This is a genomic window from Massilia sp. X63 (assembly GCF_041023745.1).
Classification (GTDB): domain Bacteria; phylum Pseudomonadota; class Gammaproteobacteria; order Burkholderiales; family Burkholderiaceae_D; genus Telluria.
Genome location: NZ_JBFTEF010000002.1, coordinates 82252 through 100950, shown reverse-complemented (window position 1 = coordinate 100950; position 18699 = coordinate 82252). Strand labels below are relative to the sequence as shown.

Below are 18699 nucleotides of genomic sequence, written 5' to 3'. Positions count from 1 at the left end.
CGCTGCCGTGTGCGCTTAGAAGCTCGTCCATTCCTCGCTGTCTTCCCTGGCGGCGCTGGTGCGCAACGCCGCCGGGAGGGCCTTGCGGGTGCTGGGCGCCACCCGCGCCGGAGCCGGCCTGGCGCTTGCCTCCGCGGGCGCGCTCAGCGGCGCTGGGGCATGCCGCGCGGCGGCGTCCTGTCCGACCTTGAAGACACTGACGACCTGCGCCAGGCTTGCGGCCTGGTGCTGCATCGAGTCCGCCGCACTGGCCGCTTCCTCGACCAGGGCGGCATTCTGCTGGGTCACCTGGTCCATCTGCGCAATGGCCTGGTTGACCTGTTCGATACCGGCGCTCTGCTCCTGGCTGGCCGCGGTGATCTCACCCATGATGTCGCTGACGCGGCGCACGCTGTCCACGATCTCGTTCATCGTGGCGCCCGCCTGTTCCACCAGTTTGCTGCCCGCATCCACTTTCTCGACCGAGCTGCCGATCAGCTCCTTGATTTCCTTGGCCGCCGATGCGGAGCGCTGGGCCAGGTTGCGCACCTCCGAGGCCACCACGGCGAAGCCGCGGCCCTGCTCGCCCGCCCGCGCCGCCTCCACCGCCGCGTTCAGGGCCAGGATGTTGGTCTGGAAGGCGATGCCGTCGATGACCGAAATGATGTTGACGATCTGGCGCGACGATTCGTTGATGTCTTCCATCGTGTTCACGACCTCGGCGACGACCTCGCCGCCCTTGAGGGCGATGCCCGATGCGGAGGCCACCAGCTGGTTGGCCTGCCTTGCGTTGTCGGCATTCTGTTTCACCGTGGAGGTCAGCTCCTCCATGGAGGCGGCGGTTTCCTCCAGCGAGGAGGCCTGCTCTTCGGTACGCGACGACAGGTCGAGGTTGCCCGCGGCGATCTGGCCGGACGCGGTGGCAATCGTGTCGGTGCCGGCGCGTACCTGCGCCACGATGGTCACCAGTCCGTCGTTCATGCCCTTCAGGGCTTGCATGAGCCGGCCGATCTCGTTGGTCGATTCCACCCGGATCTCGCGGGTGAGGTCGCCGGCAGCCACTGCGCCGGCGATCTGGACGGCCGACTCCAGGGGCCTGGAAATCGAGCGGATGATCCAGGCGCCGAGGGCGACCGCCACGACGAGCCCGAACAGGATGCCGAGGCTGCAGGCCACCAGTACCACCCGGTACACGCTCTGCGCATTTTCGTAATTGGTCTTGGCGACATCGAGCTGGAGCTTGATCAGTTCGTCGATGCTTTTACGCACGGGCTGGAACAGGACGGACATCTTGCCATTCATGATGTCGGCGGCAAGCCTGGCGTCCTGGGCGCGCAGTGCGGCCATGGCCGGCAGCAGTCCTTCCGTCACGAAGGCCTTGCGGTGCTGGGCGAAGGCCTCGGCCAGCCGTTTTTCATCCGGGGTCAGGCGCGTTGCCATGTACTCGTCCCAGATCCTGGAATTTATCTGGACATTGGACTCGATCTCGGCCAGGTTGTGCTCGACGCCGGCCGGATCGCTCGCCAGCGACTTCGCGATGTTCAATTGGTTGATGTTCAGCAGGCGGATGACCTGGTCCAGTTGGCCGAGCGGAACGAGGCGGTCGTCGTACACGGATTCCAGGGCGCCATTCGCCTGGCCCAGGCTGACCAGGCCGATGACGCCGCCGAGAATCAGTTGCAGGGACAGGAAGCCGGTCAGGATAACGAGGCGGGTCTTGATCGTCAGGTTGTTTAACATGTCTTAGCTCGAGGTAAGGGCGGTTGCGTGTTCACGGTTGTCGCCGGCCGCAGGCGAGGCGGGAGCGGAGGTGTCGCTGGAGAACTCCTGGGAGGAGGACATGAGGGCGTCGATATCGACCAGGATCAGCATGCGCTGATCCACGGTAGCGATGCCGGTAAGGTGCTCTCCATGCAGGTGGGCGCCCGGAGGCGGCGGCTTGATCTGCTCTGGCGACAGTGAGATGACGTCGGATACGCTGTCCACCACCATGCCCATGATGCGATGGCCGAGATGCAGGATGATCACCACCGTCAACTCGTCGTAGGACGGCGTGCCGAGGCCGAAGCGGATCCGCATGTCGAAGATCGGCACGATCACGCCACGCAGGTTGATGACACCCTTGACGAAAGCGGGGCTGCTGGCGAGCCGCGTTACCCGTTCGTAACCGCGTATTTCCTGCACCTTCAGGATGTCGATGCCATATTCTTCGCTCCCGAGCTTGAACGCGAGCACCTCTGTTTTTCTATCCTGGGCGGCGGTGCTATCCATCGGCGCCCTCGCTGCAATCCTGCTTTGCCATGAAATTCAAGACAGTCTCCGGTTGAGTATGATCGGGATCGACCGTGCCCCGTGTGCGGACGCGTATCGCCGTACCGCAGCGGATAAGGCGAGTCGTTCCGTCTTCGTATGATTGTGTGCGGCAGGAATGCGGTATGCGGCGGTGCGCTCCCTGCATGCGGGCGATGCCGGCCACGGTTGGACCAGGCATGCGTGCCCTCGACCGGCGGGTAACCGGTGGTCGCGATTGGCTGTTATCTTGACGGTTCCGGCTCGGGAACGCAGTCAGCCTGAAATGATTTTCATGTCGGGATAGGGCAGTCCTGGCTGTAAGGATTTCCTTAGGTAAATCACTTTTCACAGGCAGGCTGCGACCAGGGCAGTGGACACCGCCAAGGCCGCGTTGGCCTACACCGTCATGAGCTGATGCTGCACAGCATAGCGAATCAGTTCCGTCATGCTTTCCATCTGCATTTTCTGCATCAGCCGCAGCTTGTGCGTGCTGACGGTCTTGGCGCTGATCGACAGGTTGTCGGCAATGGTATTGATCGAGTCGCCGGCCAACAGCCGCTGGAAGACATGGAACTCGCGGTCGGACAGCCGGCTATGCGGCGGCCGGTCGTCGCCCAGGGCCTGGTCGAACACGATCCTGTCGACCAGCGACGGATCGATATAGCGGCCGCCGCCGGCCACCTTGCGGATGGCGGTGATCAGCATTTCGGGATCGCTGTCTTTCGTCAGATAGCCGGCCGCGCCCGCTTTGAGCGTCCGGGAAACCGCCTGCCCTTCGTTGTGCATGCTGAGTACCAGGATGTGCGGCGGCGCCGACGCCTGCCTGATCTTCTTGATCAGCTCGACGCCGCTGAGGCCGGGCATCGCCAGGTCGAGCAGCAGCACGTCGCAGGTGCTGCGCGCCAGGCTTTCCACGACCTCCTGGCCGGTTGCTGCTTCGGCTACCACCTGCAGATCCGGTGCGAGGGCGATGAACTGCTTCAGGCCCTGGCGCACGATCTTGTGGTCATCGGCGATGAGAATCCTGATCATGAATGCTGAGCTCCCATGGCTTGTCCTGTTGTCGTGTTACTGAGTGGCAGGCGTACGATGACGCGCGTGCCGTTTCCGGGGGCGCTCCGGATGTCCACGCTTGCGCCCAGCATCGCCGCGCGTTCGCGTATGCCGACCAGGCCATAGGTCGGGGCGGCCGTTGGCGCCGCCGGCGAAAAGCCGATGCCGTTGTCGCGCACTTCCAGGCGCACCCGGCCTTTCGCCATGCGCAAGGACAGCCTGACTTCGGTCGCCCCTGCATGTTTCAGGATGTTGGTGAGCGACTCCTGGGCGATCCGGAACAGTGCCGTGGCCTCGCTCTCGCCCAGGACGACGTCGCGCGCCCCGGCATGCAGCCGGCAATCGATTCCGGAGCGATTCCGGAAATCCTCGGTGAGCCATTCGAGGGCGGCGGTCAGGCCCAGGTCCAGCGCGACCGGCCGCAGCGTCGCCGACACGTGGCGCACGATATGGATGGTCCGGTCGATCCCCTGCTTGATCGATTCGATCCGTTCCAGCAGGGGCGCATTATCCTGCCCATGATGGACGCGCAGCAGCGACACCTCCATGCGCAGCACCGTCAGCGCCTGGCCCAGTTCGTCGTGCACTTCACGGGCGACGGATTTCCGTTCTTCTTCCCGCACCTGTTCCATATGCGCGGACAAGTCACGCAGCTGCTGCCTGGACTGCCGCAGCGCTTCCGCGTCGCGCTTGAGCGCCGACACGTCGCGCGCCATGGCAAGCACGCTGGCAACCATTCCGTCGTTCCGGAACTCGGGCACCAGCATCACCTGGAAATGGCGCACGCGCGCGGCCCGCGTAAAGGCGAACTCGAACGAATCGCGCATGGCGCTGCCGAAGACGCGGCTGATCGCGGCGCGCCATTGCGTCGCGGCGGCATCGAAGACCGGGCTGTCCTGCAGCGCCTTGCCGATCAGGTGCTCGGGGCGCAAACCCGTCGCCCGCTTGAGCGCCGGGTTGACGTACACGCAGCGCAGCTCGCGGTCGAAGCGGGCAATCACGTCCGGCGAATGTTCGACCAGCGCCCGGAATTCCTGTTCGCGCTTGCGCAGCAGTTCTTCGGCCTGCTTCTTCTCGGAGATGTCCTGCAAGGTGCCGCGCACGCGGACGATCCTGCCCAGCCCGTCGCGCTCCACCTGGGCGAGCGAGTGGAACACCTTGCGGGCCCCACTCGGCAGGATTGCCTGGTAAGTGATGTCGTAGGGCTTCGTGCCCAGGCTCGCTTCCTCGGCCAGCCGCCTGACCCGTTGCCTGTCTTCTTCCGGAATGAACGCGAGCTGGGACAGGAAATCCGGCGGCGTGCCGCCGGGTTCCATGTCGCAGATGCGAAACATTTCGTCGGACCAGAACTGCCTGCCCGTTGCGATATCGCGTTCCCAGTTGCCGATGCGTGCCAGGCGCTGGGCATTGGCCAGGCTGGCCTCGCTGCGTCGCAAGGCCAGTTCCGCCTCGCGCGCTACCGAAATGTCTTCGCTGACGAGCACCGCACCGGCATGGCCGTCGTCTCCCTGCTGCAACGGGAGCACCGAGTAACGGATGGTCTTGCGCCTGCCGTGGAAGCAGTCCAGCGTGACGATCTGCGGGTGCAGGCTGTCGCCGTCGCCCGGGGCCGGCATGAAACCCGGCCGGCCGCCTGCCGCAAGGGGCGTTTGCCAGCTGGCGTGACAGCGCCCGCCGCTTTCCTGGACACAGAACTTGCCGGGGACTTCGCTCCCCCAGATGACCGCGCTTGCCGGATTGGCCATGAGGATGCGGCCTCCGGCATCGGCTACCCAAACGCCGACCGGCAAGGCATCGAGAATGTCGCGCAGCAGTTTTTCGTTGTGGCGCAGTTCCTGCTCCAGCCGCTTGCCGGCACTGCGCTGGGTGAGGTCCTGGACGATCAGGATTCTCCCGGATGCAAGCTTCGGCAGGACATCGCTGGCCGTCACCTGCAGCTGGCGGGCTTCGCCCTCGGCACGCCGTACGGACAGTTCCTGCGTTCCGCTGCGGATCGTGCCTGCGCCGCCGCCGGGGCCGGACAACAGCCGCCCGGCATGCATGCCCTCCAGGCTGGCGTCGCCGTGGCGGAACAGGCCGGCGGCCGTACGGTTGGCCAGCATGATCCGCTCTTCGCTGTCGAGCAGGATGACACCGCTCGGTACATTGTCGAGGATGGCGTCCAGGCGCGCATGCGCGCGCGCCAGGCGGCCACGGAGCGCGCGCACGTGCCGATGGATCAGCCAGGCTCCCGTCCCGATCGGCAGGAGCGCCGCTACATGGTAGCCAGGGAGCGCGACGACGGCGAGTCCCGCAGCGAGCAAGGTCGCGGACGTGAACATCAGGCGTGCGATGTGCTCGCGAGCAAAACGGGGGAACGCAGGTGTGGGCACGACGATGGTGGATGGCGGCTACGGCAACCGAATGGCTCAGCGGTGAGAGTATGCGATGGCCAGGCACAGGGGCGAGGCATGCTTGCGTCGAGCGATGCACCTGCCGGTGCAATGCAGCTCGGACGCGACTATGCATCATAACTACTAAACAAAAATTGATTTACATCAAAAATTGCGAAATAACCATGTTTGTTGCCAAATGGGAATCGCAATGCGCCGCTGCAAGGCGCGTGCGGGCCGGATGTCAGGCTGCGCCGCCCGCCTTGCGGCTCTTGAGCCAGTCGCGTCCGCCGGCGTTCAGGGCGCGCGCGATGACTTCCGGCGGCAGGCTGTATACGGTGGCCCAGGTGGCGCGGCCGTCCGCGCTGTTGGAAGGGAAGCTCTCGGTCTCGATCGGCCAGTGGTACTTGCGCTTGAGCGCGCGGACGATGGCGGCGAGGGTGATGCGGCCGCGCAGCGGTTCGGCGCCCAGCTGGTCTTCGTTCGACAGCAGCACGGCGAGCACGGCGCCGCGTGCGGTGTTCGGTCCGGGGAAGATGGGGGTTTTCTTGGGCATGCCGGGATTGTAGCCCGAGCTTACGGCAACAGATGCAGGCTGCCGTCCTTCCTGAGCTCGTAGCTGGCCAGGTCGCGCGCCAGCGCCAGGCTGCCGCGGTAGTGTTCGCGCGCTTCGCGCTCGATGTCGTCCAGGCTCAGGGCGCCTTCGCGGTGGGGCGTGGGGTCGAGGTAGCGCGGGCTGAAGTGGGTCAGGATCAGGTGCGGCAGCGCCACCCGCTGCGCCATGCGCGCCACCATCGCGGCCGAACTGTGCTGCGGCCCGGGCCCGACCTTGTGCAGGATCGCTTCCGTGTACGTGGCTTCGTGCACCAGCAGGTCCGCGTGGGCGGCCTCGGGCGCCAGCAGTTCCGGCGTGTCGTTGTCGCCGGCGACGATCAGCTTGCGCGCGCGGCGCGGCGGCGCCAGGTAGTGTTCGGCCACCACGGCGCGGCCGTCGGCCAGCACCACGTTGCGGCCCTGCTGGATCTCGCCCCAGGCCGGCCCGGACGGGATGCCCCCAAGCTTCAGCTTGTCGATGTCGAGCTTGCGTTCCACCTGCGCCTCGGTGAAGCTGTAGGCGTGCGAATCGATGCGGTGCGACAGCCGGGTGGCGCGCACCCGCAGGTCGGGCAGGATGTCGGTATGCGCCAGGTCCTCGATCGCCACCCATGCGATCGGGTAGGGCAGGCTCAGCTCCGAGGCTGCCATGATGCATTCGATCATGCCGCGCAGCGCCGGCGGGCCGACGATCGTCATCGGTTCCGTGCGGTTGAGCATGCCGGCGCTGGCCAGCAGGCCGGGCAGGCCGTAGCAGTGGTCGCCGTGCAGGTGTGTGATGAAGATGGCGCGCAGGCTCACCGGCGACAGGTTCGTCCGCAGCAGCCGGTGCTGCGTGCCTTCGGCGCAGTCGACCAGCGACCAGTGCCGCGCGCCGCGGGTGCGGACCGCGATCGCGGTCATGTTGCGGGTCCTGGTCGGGGTGCCGGAAGAGGTGCCGAGGAACTGGATTTCCATGTACTGTGCCGCTGCTGGGGTGGACGGAGATGAACTGGTCGGTAAGCCATTATCCGCCATCCCTACAACGAGGCGTCGATTTGATCGCGCTCAATGGGTATCGCAAGCGAAGGCGCCTGCATGCACTTGTCGCGACGCCTGCGGCGCGGCTGTTCCTGAGTGCGCTCAGCGGCGCTCCAGGCGCAGCGTCGGCAGGAAGCGCCACAGGTAGAGGCTGACGCCGGCGCCGACCAGCGCCAGCAGGGCGGGCAGGGCCGGGCCGCGGGTCTCGTACAGGCGCTGCATCGTGACCAGCAGCGAGGCCCACAACATCAGCGTGGCCACGATCTTGGCCTTCAGCGGGATGCCGCGTCCGGCTTCGAAGTTGCGCAGGTACTCGCCGAAGACCCGGTGCGACAGCAGCCAGCCGTGCAGGCGCTCCGACCCGCGCGCGAAGCACCAGGACGCCAGCAGCAGGAAGGGCGTGGTGGGCAGCAGCGGCAGGAACAGGCCGAGGATTCCCAGCAAGACCGCCAGGGCGCCGACGAGGTTATAGAACGGTTTCATGATGTCACTCTAGCATGCGTCATGACGGCTGGCGCAGGCGCGGTAGTGAAATAATATTTCATCAATTAATCAAATATGAAATATTCTTTCGCTGTTGCTCATCGGCATCAAATCCATCAAATTCTAGGCAACAATAAGTTCCAGGAGGAAACTATATGTATAATGGATGCGTTCACGAAGGGCGCGCTCCACCATCTTGCAGGCGCAGGCATGACGCCCGGCTTCGCCTGGTTTGCACTTTCCGGTTGCCGCGCACCCGTCGCCCATGTCTTCGTCCATCCCGTCGTCCACCCCCTCGTCCGCGTCGCCGGCCCCCAAGCCCTCGCAGCACGGCCGCCTGCTCAGCTTTTTCCGGCCGCGGGTGCTGCGCGACCTGGCCATCTATCTTGCCTTGATGCTGCCGATCGTATGGGGGCTGGTGGCGGTCGAGCAGGCGCGTTTCGCCGCGCTCGCCAAGTCGGGCAGCAGCCGCGACCTGCGTAACTATGCACGCGTGTTCACCGAGGAGGTGCGCGCCACGGTCGGCATCGTCGACCTGTCGCTGCTGCAGTTGCGCGCCACCTGGCAGCGCGACCGCGCCGACTTCCCCGAAGTCGTCGGCGAACATGCGCGCCAGCTGCGCCACCGGCTGCCGATCCAGGTGACGGTACTGGACGCCAGGGGCAGGGTGGCCTACACCAATACCGGTCCCGCGCACGTGGGGCTGGACCTGGGCACGATGGCCGGCTACCGCGCCCACCTCGGCATCGGCGACGACCGCATCTACGTCGGCCGTCCGGTGATCTGCCCGCTCACGGATGCCTGGACGGTCCAGTTCAGCCGTTCGATCCGCGATGCGCGCGGGCGGCTGCAGGGCGTGATCGTCGCCACCGTCTCGCCCGACTATTTCGTGCGCTTCTACGAGGACATCGACCTTGGCCCCCGGGCCGTGGTGGCGCTGGTGCGCCAGGATGGCGCCCTCATCGCCCGCAGCCGGCGCGGCAGCAAGAACCACGGCATGGGCATCGTCCTGAAGGACAATCCGTTCGGCGAACACAGCACCCTGACCGGCAGCTTCCGCCGCGCCGGCCAGGTCGACGGCGTCGAGCGCCAGTATGCCTGGCACAGGATTCCCGAGTACGGCCTGGTGGTGTCCGTGGGCGAAGCCGTGCTCGACGCCGAGGCGCGCTTCGTCCGGCAGCGCGCGGTGCTCAGCTGGGCGGGCGCCGCCGTGTCGGTGGTGCTGGCGCTGCTCGGCTGGGCCGCACTGGGCGCCACCGACCGCCGCCGCCGCGCCCTGAAAGCCCTGGGCGCCGCCGAGGCGCGCTGGAAGCTGGCGCTCACCGCCAGCGGCGATGGCGTCTGGGATTGCGACCTGGTCACCGGCCTGGCCACGCTGTCGCCGCGCGCCCAGCGCATCCTCGACACCGAGCGCGCGATGATCTCGTGGTACGGCAGCGCGCTCGACACCATGGTCCATCCCGACGACCTGCCGCAACTGCGCACCCAGCTGCGCAAGCACCTGGCAGGACGCACCGGCGACCTCGCGGCCGAGTTCCGCGTGCGCCTGCGCAACGGCGACTGGCGCTGGATCGATGCGCGCGGCACCATCAGCGAGCGCGACGACGTGGGCATGCCCTTGCGCATGGTCGGCACCTTCGCCAGCATCGACGCCCGCAAGCACGAGGAGGCGCGCATGCGCCGCATGGCGCACGAGGATGCATTGACCGGGCTGCCGAACCGCGTGCTGCTGGGCGACCGCCTGCGCCAGGCGATCCGCTCGGCCAGCCGCGACGGCCACAAGGTGGCGCTGGTCTACTTCGACCTCGACAAGTTCAAGCCGGTCAACGATACCTACGGCCATGCGGCCGGCGACCGCCTGCTGCAGCTGGTGGCGCGGCGCCTGCGCGCCGGCCTGCGCGAGTCCGATACGCTGGCGCGCATCGGCGGCGACGAGTTCGTGGTGCTGCTGCCGCGCTGCGACAGCCTGCAGCAGGCGTCCAAGGTGGCGGAGAACATCCTGGTCCAGCTGAACCTGCCTTTCGAGGATGGCGCACTGGTGCACCGCATCTCGGGCAGCCTGGGCGTGGCGCTGTTCCCGGACGACGCCATGGATGCCGAAGCCCTGCTGCGCGCCGCCGACCTGGCGATGTACGACGCCAAGTCGCATGGGCGCAGCCGGGTGTCGGGCCGGACAAATTAAGTCGGCGCCACCCGCCTGCATGCCGGCCGCATGATATGGGGCACTGTTTCATGTGGGAACTCGTTTTGCTAGGATGCCCCTCCCAGCCACGCTTGCCGAGCGATCCCATGCGCTACGCCCTTGCCCTTGCCGCGGCCGCCCTGTGCGCCGGTACCGCCTTTGCCGATGAACCCGCGGCCTGTTACGTCCAGAAGGATCCGACCGGGGATTTCGTGGCGGGGAAGGTGCAGGCATTCGATGCCGATCCGCGCACCGGCGCGCACGTCGAGCGCCTGCTGGTCCAGGACAAGCGCGCAAGCGGCCGGTGTTTCACGAAATTCGTCGAGCGCGAGGGCAGCTTGCCGAGTGCCGCCGGCATCCAGTATGGCGCGCGGGTGTCTCCGGCCGGCGAGGTGACCCAGGTATCGGTCCTGGCAAGCCGGGGCATCAACGACGCGATGCTGATGGCATGCGTTGCGCGCAGCATCTGCGCATGGAAGCTGGAACCCAGTGCCGACGGCAAGGAGCGGCTGCTGCGCCTGCCGCCGCACGAAACGCGCGAACGTCTGGTGAAACCAGGCCTGCGCATGGACCCGATCTCGAACGTCGACAGGTAGCGCGCCGGGGGCCGTCTCAAGACACGGCGGCGGCGCCAATGGCGGCCGTTGGCGCCGCCGCACTATGCCGCGGCAAATAGATCGTCACCGTCGTCCCCTTGCCGGGTTCGCTCGCAATGCGGATGTCGCCGCCGCTCTGGCGCGCGAAGCCGTGCGCCATCGACAGGCCCAGGCCGGTGCCCTTGCCTTCGGGCTTGGTGGTGAAGAAGGGCTCGAAGGCGCGTTCCGCGACGTCCTGCGGCATGCCGTGGCCGGTGTCGGTCACCGCCACCGCGACATAGTCGCCCGGCGCCAGCACCGCATCGTCGGCGACGTGGACGTTCTCGAGGGCCAGCACGATGCGGCCGTTGCCTTCCATCGCGTCGCGCGCGTTGATCACCAGGTTGAGCAGCACGTTCTCGAGCTGGTTCGGGTCCACCAGCGTGGGCCAGAGCTCGGGCGGGACGCGCTTGTCCAGCGCGATCTGGTCGCCGGCGGCGCGCAGCACCAGGCTGTCCATGCGTTCCAGCAGCTGGCCCACGTGGACTTCGAGCGGATGCAGCGGCTGGCGCCGCGCGAAGGCGAGCAGCTGGCCGGCCAGCTTGGCGCCGCGCTCGACCGCGTCGAGGATGCTGAGCAGGCGCTTGCGCTGGCTGCTGTCGGCGCGCAGCATCAGCTGCACGTTGGCGCTGATGATGTGCAGGATGTTGTTGAAGTCGTGCGCCACGCCGCCGGTGAGCTTGCCCACCGCTTCCAGCTTCTGGGCCCGCGCGAGCAGCTGGCGCGCCTGGTCCAGGCCCTGCTGGCGCTGCTGTTCGCGCGCTTCGGTCTCCTTGCGCTGCGAGATGTCGCGCACGAAGGCGGTGGCGCCGAAGCCCTCGCCGAGGGCCAGCTGGGCCACCGTCACCTCGGCCGGGATGCGGCGCCCGTTGCTGTCCACCACCGTCAGTTCGGTCGGCGCGCCCAGCATCGGGCAGCCGCCGCCGCGCGCGAACACGGCGAAGCCGGCGCCGAAGGCGGCGCGCCGATCTTCCGGCAGCAGCTCGCGCACGTCGCGGCCGATGGCCTGGGCCGCGCTCCAGCCGAACAGGCGGCTGGCCTGCGCGTTCCAGTCGGTGATGCGGCCTTCGGCGTCGACCGTGACGAAGGCGTCGGGGGCGGTCTCGAGGATCACCTGGATGCGCTTCTGCTCGCTGGCGACCTGGTCGTGCGACTGGCGCAGTTCGAGCGTCATGCCATGCGCCAGCTGCAGCGCGCGGCGGCGCTCGCTGGCCAGCAGCCACACCACCAGGCTGATCAGGACGCTCAGTCCGATGCCGGTGACCGCGACCAGCTGCGGGCGCGTGGTGTCGAGGCTGTTCTCGAGGGCGGCGCTGGAGCGCATCGTGATGGTCCAGGTACGCCCGCCGGGCACGATCTGGGCGCTGGCGCGCAGCTGCGCCCTGGCGTTGGCGGCGGCCTGCGAACGGTACAGCAGGGTCACTTCGCCGGCCGGGTCGCCGTCATGGATCTCGATGTCGAGGTCGGTCGAATGGGCGCCGCCCAGTCCGCGCATCAGGTCGTTCATGCGGAAGGGCGCGTACACCCAGCCGACGATGGCCTTGCGGCGCTGCTCGACGGTGCCGGTCAGCTCGCCGGCGCGGTAGACCGGCAGGTACATCAGGGCGCCGGCCTGCTGGCGCGCCGGGCCTTCGTGCGCCGTGCCTTCCTGCACCAGCACCACCTTGCCGCTCAGGGCCGCCTGGCCGCTGTCGCGCGCGCGCTCCATCGCGGCGCGCCGCACCGGTTCGCTGAACATGTCGTAGCCGAAGGCGCGCAGGTTGCGCCCGCCAAAGGGTTCGATGTGGGTAATCGAGGTATACATGTCGCGCGGCCCCGGCGGATGGATCCGGTAGTCGGCATACCCCTTGCGCCGCATGGCGGCCTCGTGCTCGGCAAGCCGCGCCGCCGGGACGATGGTGGAAATGGCGAGCCCTTCCATGCCGGGGAAGGACTGGTCCAGGCGCAGCAGGCGGTAGTATTCGTCCCAGTCGCGCCGGTCGAGATCGACCGAACCGCGCAGGTAGCCGCGCGCCCCGCGCAGCACCTGCTCGTACACCGCCATGCGGCGGCTGATGCTGAACACCATGTCGCGGGTGCGGTAGTCGAAGGTCTCGAGCAGCTGGGTCTCGGCGGTGCGCTTGGCGCCGGTCCAGGCGCTGAAGGTCACCAGCAGGGTTACCAGCAGCACCAGCATCGCCAGCAGCAGCGGCATCTGTCCGGAACCGGGCAGGGGGATGCGGCTGGGCTGGGCGGATGGTTGGGACTGCGGCATCGTGTCGTACGCGCGAGGGGCGCCATGGGGCATGGTTGATCGGAAACGCGCGGAAGACGGTAGGATACGCATCCTTGCTGTGTTGGGGCGCACGCCACCATGCGCGTACGGAAACAGCATTATCTCTTAAAATTGACTCAATGCAACATCGTATCCTTCGTATCGGCGCGCCGTCACCCTTGCTGCATGAGGCGGGCGCAGCCCATCCATGAAGCGGCCGCCCTTGCCTTCTCTGCTGCGCCTGCACTGGCCGCTCGCGGCCCTCGGCGGCGCGCTGCTGCTGGTCCTGCTGTGGGGCATGCTGGCGCCGCTGCGTGGCGCCAGCCACGAGCTGCTGCTGGAAGTGCGCGGCCCGGATGCGCCCGCTGCGGTGCGCCTGACCCTGGGCGTGCAGGACGTGCTGCTGCTGCGCAACGCCACCCGCAAGCCGCTGGTGTTCGGCCCGGTGCAGCTGGCCCCGGGCGGCGAATTCCGCCTGCCGGTGGAGGAGGCCGGGGTGCAGGATATCCCGTGCCCGGCGTTGCCCGGCGGGGTGCTGCGGGTGCGCGTGGTGCCGATGCCGGACCCGGGCATGGAGCGGCTGCGCTGGCGCCTGGGCAACTTCGGCCACGCCCTGCGAACCATGCCGCTGCAGGGGCCGTAAGGAGGTCCCAATCGTGCTCCCGTTTCGGCGGCGATTCTGTCATGATGGGATTATGTCCACGATTTCGATGCCCTTGTTCCCGCTCAGTACGGTGCTGTTCCCGCACGGGGTGCTGCCGCTGCAGGTGTTCGAGGCCCGCTACCTCGACATGGTCAGCCGCTGCCTCACGGACGACGCGCCGTTCGGCGTGGTGCTGCTCACGCAGGGGCATGAAGTACGGCAGCCCGATGCCGAGTCGGAGCGCTTCGCCGCCGCCGGCACCATCGCTTCCGTTACCGAACTGACCACCACCACGCCCGGCGTGCTGCACGTGCTGTGCCGCGGCGGTTCGCGCTTCACGGTGGTCACCGCCGAACAGCGCCTGAACGGGCTGTGGATGGCCGAGGCCGAACTGGTCGAGGACGACCACGACGTCAAGGTGCCGTCCGAACTGCAGGGGGCCTCCGATGCGCTCGACCGCGTGCTGTCCTCGCTGCACGACGTACCACGCCACCGCTGGCCGGTGCAGCCGCCGTTCCGTCTCGACGACTGCGGCTGGGTGGCGAACCGCTGGTGCGAACTGCTGCCGTTGCCCAACCAGCAGAAGCACCGTATGCTCATGCTCGACAACCCCGTGATCCGGCTGGAACTGCTGCACGACGTCCTGGACGAACACGGATTGATCACTTCCTAGCCCAAGCTGGCGTTCTGGCATGAAATTCTCGGACGACCTCCTGATCGCATACATCAAAGGTGAGCTGGCCGAGCCGGCGCGCGCGGCGGTCGAGCGGGCCATGGGCGCCGACCCGGTACTGGCCGCGCGCATCGCCCAGCATCGGCGCGAGAGCAGCGGCGCCGGCCGCGACGCCGGCCGCTCGCACATCTTCAGCGTGTCCAACGGCCATGGCGGCGGCCGCCAGCAGCGTCCGCTGCCCCCGGGCGGCGCCAAGGTGGTCCACCTCGACGCCGTCCGCCCCGGCCGCGGCGCCCCCCCGGCGCCGCCCCAGCCGCTGCGCCCCGACTGGACGCCGCGCCACTGGCTGGCGCTGGCCGCCGCGCTCGCGCTCGGGGCCGTCGGCGGCGCCTTCGGCTGGCAGCAGCTGCGGCCCGACCCGGGCCTGGTGATGCTCGAAGCCAGCGACGGCGCCCTGGTGGCGCGCGGGCGCCTGGTCGACGCCCTCGGCGGCCAGCTGGCCAGCCCGGGGCCGTCGGAAACCGGGGTGCGCATCGGCGTCACCTTCGTCTCGAAAGACGGCAGCTATTGCCGCAGCTTCGTGGTCGATACCACGGCCGGCCTGGCCTGCCGCGGCAACGGCCGCTGGACCATTCCGGTGCTGGCCCAGTCGCAGCCGGGCACCGCCTGGCTCGACGGCAGCACCCTGCCGCCGTCGGTGCAGGCCGCGATCGACGCCCGTATCGTCGGCGCCACCCTCGACCCGACGGCCGAGCGCGCGGCCCAGCAGCGCGGCTGGACGCCTTGAGCACCCATTGCCTGGTTTCACCGAGGGTGGTCGGCTTGCCCGACCGCGCGTGCAGATCACGTTTGAATCGACGCGTCGTGGCTTGCCCATGCCGTTGACCGCCCTACAAAAACAAGACCTTATATACAGTGGAGTAGATTTGAGGTATCGTGTAGCCCGCTAAAGTGCCTCTACGTCCGCCCAGTCCAGGCTTGTTGCCTGGGCGCTTCGCGGCCCATGCGGACCGGTTTGCCGGCCCGCCGCCCCTCTGGAAGCTACCCGCGCAGGCCGATCCTTGCCCGCAGGCGCAGCCGTAGAGCTAACGAAATACTGTCCAACAAGAATATGTCTGATATCCAGAATACTTCCGCCAACGCCGAACCTGCCGACATTACCCTGGCCGCGCCGGTCGAACAAGTGAAGGCCGACGAAGCGCCGACCGTGCGCTTCACCGACCTCGGCCTGGCGCCGGAAATCCTGCGCGCGCTGACTGACCAGGGCTACGAACACCCGACCCCGATCCAGGCCAAGGCGATCCCGCTGGTGCTGCAGGGCCGCGACGTCATGGGCGCCGCCCAGACCGGCACCGGCAAGACCGCCGGCTTCTCGCTGCCGATCATCCAGCTCCTGATGGCGCACGCCAACAGCAGCATGTCGCCGGCGCGCCATCCGGTGCGCGCCCTGGTCCTGACGCCGACCCGCGAACTGGCGGTGCAGGTGGCCGACAACGTCAAGGCGTATTCGCGCCACACGCCGCTGCGTTCCACCGTGGTGTTCGGCGGCATGGACATGAAGGGCCAGACCACCATCCTGAAGGGCGGTGTCGAGATCGTCATCGCCACCCCGGGCCGCCTGCTCGACCACGTCGAACAGAAGAACATCAGCCTGGGCCAGGTGCAGATGCTGGTCATGGACGAAGCCGACCGCATGCTCGACATGGGCTTCCTGCCCGACCTGCAGCGCATCATCAACCTGCTGCCGAAGCAGCGCCAGAACCTGATGTTCTCGGCCACCTTCTCGCCCGAGATCAAGAAGCTGGCGGGCAGCTTCCTGAACAAGCCGGTGCTGATCGAAGTGGCGCGCAGCAACGCCACCGCCGACCGGGTCACGCAGATCGTGTACAAGGTCGACGAGGAGCTCAAGCGCGACGTGGTCGAGCACATCATCCGCGAGCGCAACCTGAAGCAGGTGATCGTGTTCTCGAACACCAAGATCGGCGCCTCGCGCCTGTCGTCCCATCTCGAGAAGAAGGGCATCAAGGCCTCGGCGATCCACGGCGACAAGACCCAGCAGGAGCGCATGGCCGCCCTCGAGGCCTTCAAGCAGGGCTCGATCGAAGTGCTGGTGGCGACCGACGTGGCCGCGCGCGGCCTCGACATCTCGGACCTGCCCTGCGTGATCAACTACGACCTGCCGTACAACGCCGAAGACTACGTGCACCGCATCGGCCGTACCGGCCGCGCCGGCGCCTCGGGCGATGCGCTGTCGGTGTTCTCGGACAAGGACGAGCGCCTGCTGGCCGACATCGAGAAGCTGATCAAGCAGACCGTCCCGCGTGGCGAGCTGCCCGGCTTCGTGGCGCCGTCGAGCCGTCCGCGCGAAGGCGGACGCGGCGAATTCGCCCGCGACGGCGAACGCCGTGGGCGCCGCGACGAGGCGGGTGCGCGTGCCGAGCGCAGCGAGCGTCCGCCGCGCAGCAGCGGCTACAGCCCGGCGCCGCGCCGCGAAAAGGTCGATCCGTGGTTCCTCAAGCCCTACGAGCCGTCGAGCGCGGCCAGCAGGGAAGTCGTCACGCCGGCGCCGGCCCAGGGCAAGCCGGGCAAGCAGAAGCTGGCCTTCCTGCTGGGCGGCGGACCGCGTAGCAACTGATTTTCGTAGGGTGGGCGGCTCGTGTATCGGGCCACTGGCGCGATACACCCCACGCGGTGATTGCCTCACTTTGATATATCGCGGCCATACTGGCTGTAGTTGAACGCGTGGGCGGGAGACCCGCCCACCCTACGAACAGCATCTGTTCGAGAGTTCAAGCCGCGCGCCGCGCATGCAGCGCCGCATGCACCCGATCCAATAGATCCTGATGCTGGTAGGGCTTGGCCAGCACCTCCAGCGACTTGTCGCGCGCCCCGCGCGCCGGCAGTTCGTCCATGTAGCCGGTGGTGACCAGCACCGGCATCCCCGGCTTGCTGGCATGGACCTGTTCGACCAGCTGCAGCCCGTTCATCCCGCCCGGCATGATCACGTCGGTGAACACCAGGTCCACCTGTTCCTTTTCCAGCAGCTCGAGCGCGCGTTCGCCGCTCGGCGCCGACAGCACCTCGTAGTCGGCCGCCTCCAGCATGGCCTCGGCCAGGTCGCGCACGTCCTCGTTGTCTTCCACCACCAGGATGCGGTGCTTGCGGCCGGCCTCGCGCGCCATGCCGGCGTCGCTGTCGCCTTCGTCGTGGCGCGACTGCTGCGCCGCCGGGAAGATCATGCGCACCTGCGTGCCGCGTCCCGGCTCGCTCTCGATGTCGAGCCGGCCGTGCGACTGCTGCACGTAGCCGTGCACCATCGCCAGGCCCAGGCCGGTGCCCAGGCCCTTGGTGGTGAAGAACGGCTCGGTGGCGCGCTTGAGCACGTCGGCCGGCATGCCTTCGCCCTGGTCGTTGACGCAGATGGCCACGTAATCGCCCGGCGGCAGCCGGTTGGCGATGCGCCGCCCATCCTCGAGCACCGCCGTCCCCACCGTCACCACGCCGCCCTGGGGCATGGCGTCGCGCGCATTGATGACCACGTTGAGCAGGGCCATTTCCAGGTAGGTCGGGTCGATCGAGCACGAGGGCAGGCCGGGGCGCAGGTCGAGCCGCAGCTCGACCTGGTCGCCGAGGGTGCGCACCAGCATGTCGGAAAACTCGACCACCAGGGTGTTCAGGCTGACGCGCCTGTGCTCGAGGCGCTGCTTGCGTGCAAAGCTCAGCAGTTGCTGGGTGAGCTTGCCGGCCTGCATGGTCGCGCGCTGGGCTCGCCGGATCGGCTCGGCCGCCGCCGGGGTCTTCCCGGCCGTCAGCAGGGCCAGCTCGAGGTTGCCGTTAATCACCTGCAGCAGGTTGTTGAAATCGTGCGCCATGCCGGCCGACAGCTGGCCGATCGCTTCCATCTTCTGCGCCTGCAGGTTCGACTCGAGCATGCTGCGGCGCTCGGTGATGTCCATCTGCGAGGCGAAGAAGTACAGCAGCTTGCCGTCCTGGCCGAAGATCGGGCCGATGAACAGGGCGTTCCAGAAGGGTTCGCCGTCGGCCTTGTAGTTGAGGATGTCGACCGCCACCGCGCGCTGTTCGCGCAGGGCGTTGCGGACTTCGGCCACCGTGCCGCGGTCGGTGTCCGGCCCCTGCAGCAAGCGGCAGTTGCGGCCGAGGACCTCCTTTTCCGCATACCCGGTGAGGTCGAAGAAGGCGCCGTTGGCGAACACGATCGGATTGTCTTGCTGGTTGGGGTCGGTGACGATCATGGGCATGCGCGTCATCTCGACCGCGGCAAAGAAGATGTTGCCGCGGTCTTCCAGCCCGCCGCGTCCGATGTAGCTGGCCTGCCAGTGATTGACGCCGGGGCCGCCGGACGGATTGACGGCGTTGCCCTCGACCTCGCCGACCGCCTGCACGCCCACGCTCTGGCCGCCACCCTGGACGTCCAGTGGTTTGTTGAGGTGTTCTTGCTTGTCCGATCCAGTTGCCATGTGTACCCCGAGCCCGGCCGTCAGGTCGACCGGTGTGGGAT

At 67.8% G+C, this 18699-nt stretch carries 15 protein-coding genes; 6 read left to right on the top strand and 9 right to left on the bottom strand.

The window, feature by feature from the left end:
* Positions 1-15 precede the first annotated feature (15 nt).
* The 7 genes from AB3347_RS04600 to AB3347_RS04570 form a co-directional block, all read right to left on the bottom strand.
* Positions 16-1719 carry a methyl-accepting chemotaxis protein gene (locus AB3347_RS04600; RefSeq protein ID WP_369090610.1) on the bottom strand — a complete coding sequence of 568 codons (1704 nt, stop codon included), beginning with the start codon at positions 1717-1719 and terminating at the stop codon, positions 16-18.
* A 3-nt stretch (positions 1720-1722) separates the two neighbouring features.
* Positions 1723-2250 (bottom strand): chemotaxis protein CheW, encoded by a 528-nt coding sequence (locus AB3347_RS04595; protein WP_369090609.1) that lies wholly within the window; start codon positions 2248-2250, stop codon positions 1723-1725.
* Between the two features lie 417 nt (positions 2251-2667).
* Entirely contained in the window at positions 2668-3303 is a 636-nt protein-coding gene (locus tag AB3347_RS04590; protein ID WP_369090608.1) for a response regulator, read from the bottom strand.
* Entirely contained in the window at positions 3300-5645 is a 2346-nt protein-coding gene (locus tag AB3347_RS04585) for a PAS domain S-box protein (protein WP_369090607.1), read from the bottom strand. The genes AB3347_RS04590 and AB3347_RS04585 overlap by 4 nt, the downstream gene beginning before the upstream one ends.
* Before the next feature lie 295 nt (positions 5646-5940).
* On the bottom strand, positions 5941-6252 hold the full coding sequence (locus AB3347_RS04580; protein WP_369090606.1) for a hypothetical protein: 312 nt from the start codon (positions 6250-6252) through the stop codon (positions 5941-5943).
* A 20-nt stretch (positions 6253-6272) separates the two neighbouring features.
* On the bottom strand, positions 6273-7247 hold the full coding sequence (locus tag AB3347_RS04575; protein ID WP_369090605.1) for an MBL fold metallo-hydrolase: 975 nt from the start codon (positions 7245-7247) through the stop codon (positions 6273-6275).
* Between the two features lie 165 nt (positions 7248-7412).
* Positions 7413-7793: a YbaN family protein gene (locus tag AB3347_RS04570; protein ID WP_369090604.1), complete on the bottom strand. Its 381-nt coding sequence runs from the start codon at positions 7791-7793 to the stop codon at positions 7413-7415.
* Between the two features lie 265 nt (positions 7794-8058).
* Here AB3347_RS04570 and AB3347_RS04565 point away from each other — a divergent pair, with 265 nt between their 5' ends.
* Positions 8059-9975, top strand: coding sequence for a diguanylate cyclase (locus AB3347_RS04565; RefSeq protein ID WP_369090603.1), 1917 nt, complete (start codon positions 8059-8061; stop codon positions 9973-9975).
* A 107-nt stretch (positions 9976-10082) separates the two neighbouring features.
* Positions 10083-10571 carry a hypothetical protein gene (locus AB3347_RS04560; RefSeq protein WP_369090602.1) on the top strand — a complete coding sequence of 163 codons (489 nt, stop codon included), beginning with the start codon at positions 10083-10085 and terminating at the stop codon, positions 10569-10571.
* Positions 10572-10587: 16 nt separating this feature from the next.
* Here the strand turns inward: AB3347_RS04560 and AB3347_RS04555 are convergent, their stop codons facing one another.
* Entirely contained in the window at positions 10588-12864 is a 2277-nt protein-coding gene (locus AB3347_RS04555; RefSeq protein ID WP_369090601.1) for a CHASE domain-containing protein, read from the bottom strand.
* 208 nt (positions 12865-13072) lie between these two features.
* Here AB3347_RS04555 and AB3347_RS04550 point away from each other — a divergent pair, with 208 nt between their 5' ends.
* The 4 genes from AB3347_RS04550 (at position 13073) to AB3347_RS04535 (ending at position 16815) form a co-directional block, all read left to right on the top strand.
* The gene (locus AB3347_RS04550; RefSeq protein ID WP_369090600.1) at positions 13073-13507 is read left to right on the top strand and encodes a hypothetical protein; all 435 of its coding nucleotides are present in this window, start codon (positions 13073-13075) and stop codon (positions 13505-13507) included.
* 52 nt (positions 13508-13559) lie between these two features.
* Positions 13560-14180 (top strand): LON peptidase substrate-binding domain-containing protein, encoded by a 621-nt coding sequence (locus AB3347_RS04545; protein ID WP_369090599.1) that lies wholly within the window; start codon positions 13560-13562, stop codon positions 14178-14180.
* Positions 14181-14199: 19 nt separating this feature from the next.
* Positions 14200-14967: a hypothetical protein gene (locus AB3347_RS04540; protein ID WP_369090598.1), complete on the top strand. Its 768-nt coding sequence runs from the start codon at positions 14200-14202 to the stop codon at positions 14965-14967.
* 324 nt (positions 14968-15291) lie between these two features.
* The gene (locus AB3347_RS04535; protein WP_369090597.1) at positions 15292-16815 is read left to right on the top strand and encodes a DEAD/DEAH box helicase; all 1524 of its coding nucleotides are present in this window, start codon (positions 15292-15294) and stop codon (positions 16813-16815) included.
* Between the two features lie 154 nt (positions 16816-16969).
* Here the strand turns inward: AB3347_RS04535 and AB3347_RS04530 are convergent, their stop codons facing one another.
* Positions 16970-18658: a histidine kinase famiy protein gene (locus tag AB3347_RS04530; protein WP_369090596.1), complete on the bottom strand. Its 1689-nt coding sequence runs from the start codon at positions 18656-18658 to the stop codon at positions 16970-16972.
* Positions 18659-18699 lie beyond the last annotated feature (41 nt).

Excerpts from the sequence above, each read along its gene's own strand:
- AB3347_RS04585 (WP_369090607.1), bottom strand. The coding sequence starts at position 5,645 with ATGTTCACGTCCGCGACCTTGCTCGCTGCGGGACTCGCCGTCGTCGCG.
- AB3347_RS04540 (WP_369090598.1), top strand. The coding sequence starts at position 14,200 with ATGAAATTCTCGGACGACCTCCTGATCGCATACATCAAAGGTGAGCTG.
- AB3347_RS04600 (WP_369090610.1), bottom strand. The coding sequence starts at position 1,719 with ATGTTAAACAACCTGACGATCAAGACCCGCCTCGTTATCCTGACCGGC.
- AB3347_RS04590 (WP_369090608.1), bottom strand. The coding sequence starts at position 3,303 with ATGATCAGGATTCTCATCGCCGATGACCACAAGATCGTGCGCCAGGGC.
- AB3347_RS04535 (WP_369090597.1), top strand. The coding sequence starts at position 15,292 with ATGTCTGATATCCAGAATACTTCCGCCAACGCCGAACCTGCCGACATT.
- AB3347_RS04550 (WP_369090600.1), top strand. The coding sequence starts at position 13,073 with ATGAAGCGGCCGCCCTTGCCTTCTCTGCTGCGCCTGCACTGGCCGCTC.
- AB3347_RS04575 (WP_369090605.1), bottom strand. The coding sequence starts at position 7,247 with ATGGAAATCCAGTTCCTCGGCACCTCTTCCGGCACCCCGACCAGGACC.
- AB3347_RS04530 (WP_369090596.1), bottom strand. The coding sequence starts at position 18,658 with ATGGCAACTGGATCGGACAAGCAAGAACACCTCAACAAACCACTGGAC.
- AB3347_RS04580 (WP_369090606.1), bottom strand. The coding sequence starts at position 6,252 with ATGCCCAAGAAAACCCCCATCTTCCCCGGACCGAACACCGCACGCGGC.
- AB3347_RS04555 (WP_369090601.1), bottom strand. The coding sequence starts at position 12,864 with ATGCCGCAGTCCCAACCATCCGCCCAGCCCAGCCGCATCCCCCTGCCC.
- AB3347_RS04545 (WP_369090599.1), top strand. The coding sequence starts at position 13,560 with ATGTCCACGATTTCGATGCCCTTGTTCCCGCTCAGTACGGTGCTGTTC.
- AB3347_RS04565 (WP_369090603.1), top strand. The coding sequence starts at position 8,059 with ATGTCTTCGTCCATCCCGTCGTCCACCCCCTCGTCCGCGTCGCCGGCC.
- AB3347_RS04570 (WP_369090604.1), bottom strand. The coding sequence starts at position 7,793 with ATGAAACCGTTCTATAACCTCGTCGGCGCCCTGGCGGTCTTGCTGGGA.
- AB3347_RS04560 (WP_369090602.1), top strand. The coding sequence starts at position 10,083 with ATGCGCTACGCCCTTGCCCTTGCCGCGGCCGCCCTGTGCGCCGGTACC.
- AB3347_RS04595 (WP_369090609.1), bottom strand. The coding sequence starts at position 2,250 with ATGGATAGCACCGCCGCCCAGGATAGAAAAACAGAGGTGCTCGCGTTC.